Source organism: Thiolapillus sp. (genome assembly GCF_048562965.1).
Lineage (GTDB): Bacteria > Pseudomonadota > Gammaproteobacteria > Chromatiales > Chromatiaceae > Thiolapillus > Thiolapillus brandeum_A.
Genome location: NZ_JBHNMF010000766.1, coordinates 1 through 1,407, shown reverse-complemented (window position 1 = coordinate 1,407; position 1,407 = coordinate 1). Strand labels below are relative to the sequence as shown.

Genomic DNA, 1,407 nt, shown 5'->3' with positions numbered 1-1,407 from the left:
GGCTTCCGCAATAAAGAGCGGTTTGCCAATGCCATTTACTTCCATCTCGGCGGGTTGGATCTTTACCCTGATGGGATTACTAGATGATGGGCGCCCACTCAATCAGGGGAAGAGCCATAATTATCAGAAGGCAGGTGAGCGTATCGACAAGCTGCGGTGCGAAGCGATAACCGAGATATGGGACGAGCGTGGTTTCGAGGGGGTTAAGGGTTTGCTTGCCCCCAGCGGTGCTACCGACCTCATCGGCCGTTATACCGCATCTTGTGTTACCGACGTTTGCTCGCAGTCTGATTTCATTCAGCGCTGTCTTTCCCTTGATGGAGAGCTTCAGAGTAAGGCGGAGTGGTGCCTGCGGGGCTTTCTTTCGGCAATTGGGGATGATGTGTGCGCCGAAGTGATTAACATGGTCGCCAAAAAACTGTCTGTCGAAGAATCTAAAAGGTTATTTGTATGTGCTCCTTTCAACGCATCTACTTGGCGTCTTCTGGATGATTCTAGTGAAGATATCCGCACTGGGTACTGGAAGGACGTAGTCCCGTATTGGAAGGAGCAGACGCCCGCCGAGCTCAATGAACTGATCGACTGTCTGCTTGAAGCCCACCGGCCGCGCGCGGCTTTCCATGTCGTCTGCATGAATTTCAAAGACATTGAGACATCACGCTTCAAGCGGCTGCTGCATGACATTGCAACGGTCAATACCGAACCAGCAGGACAGGTCAGGCTAGACCCTCGCTGCCAGCCATGGAGAGCGAAGCGAAGGCTGGTAGACCCCAGTAGCCGCGAGGCCGCACTGCTTACCCGTCGTGCGCATAGCGCCAGAGGGGAAGCAAAGTAGGCATCCAAACGCGGCGTCCAGTCATTGGGAGGCAAGTACGGAGCAGCAACGAGCTTGCGAAGTTGTTGCGTAGTGCTTGGTGACCAGGACGTCTGGGGCACCAATAGGTTGTCAAAGGCCGAGTCGATTTTGGGGACTGGGATGTCCCAAAATCTATCACGAGGCCGAAGACACGCTTGTATTATATATCCAAGGCACTGGATTCGCTTGATGGCCGTGTTGGCGTCACTCCCTATGAAATGGCTCAGTTTGAGTTCCTCTTCATCGTTGCCCTTGATCACAGCAAGCACGGAATTCCCAATCTCGAGAGCCAGATCGTGCAATCGCCTGAGATATTTGTCCAGGCAGTGGCGCTCGCATTCAAGCGGAGTGATGAAGGAGAGGATCCGCCCGAATGGAGGATCGAGAATCCCGAGCAGCGCGCGGTAGTCGTTTCAGCAGCCTATCACCTTCTTAATTCTACTTTGTCATATTCCAAATTGCATAAATGGCAGGGCGAGGATATAATGCAACATATTGTTTTGAAAGGATAATTCATGATTATTTCCTGAAAGTACCTGCACCCCCTTCGA

The 1,407-nt window shown here is 52.5% G+C and carries 2 protein-coding genes; one reads left to right on the top strand and one right to left on the bottom strand.

Annotation, left to right across the window (positions count from 1 at the left end; genetic code table 11):
- Nucleotides 1–794 precede the first annotated feature (794 nt).
- Nucleotides 795–995, bottom strand: a complete 201-nt coding sequence (locus ACOCD2_RS19915) for a hypothetical protein (protein WP_419588388.1) — start codon at nucleotides 993–995, stop codon at nucleotides 795–797.
- A gap of 16 nt (nucleotides 996–1,011) precedes the next feature.
- Here ACOCD2_RS19915 and ACOCD2_RS19910 point away from each other — a divergent pair, with 16 nt between their 5' ends.
- Nucleotides 1,012–1,368, top strand: a complete 357-nt coding sequence (locus ACOCD2_RS19910; RefSeq protein WP_293681111.1) for a hypothetical protein — start codon at nucleotides 1,012–1,014, stop codon at nucleotides 1,366–1,368.
- Nucleotides 1,369–1,407: the final 39 nt, after the last annotated feature.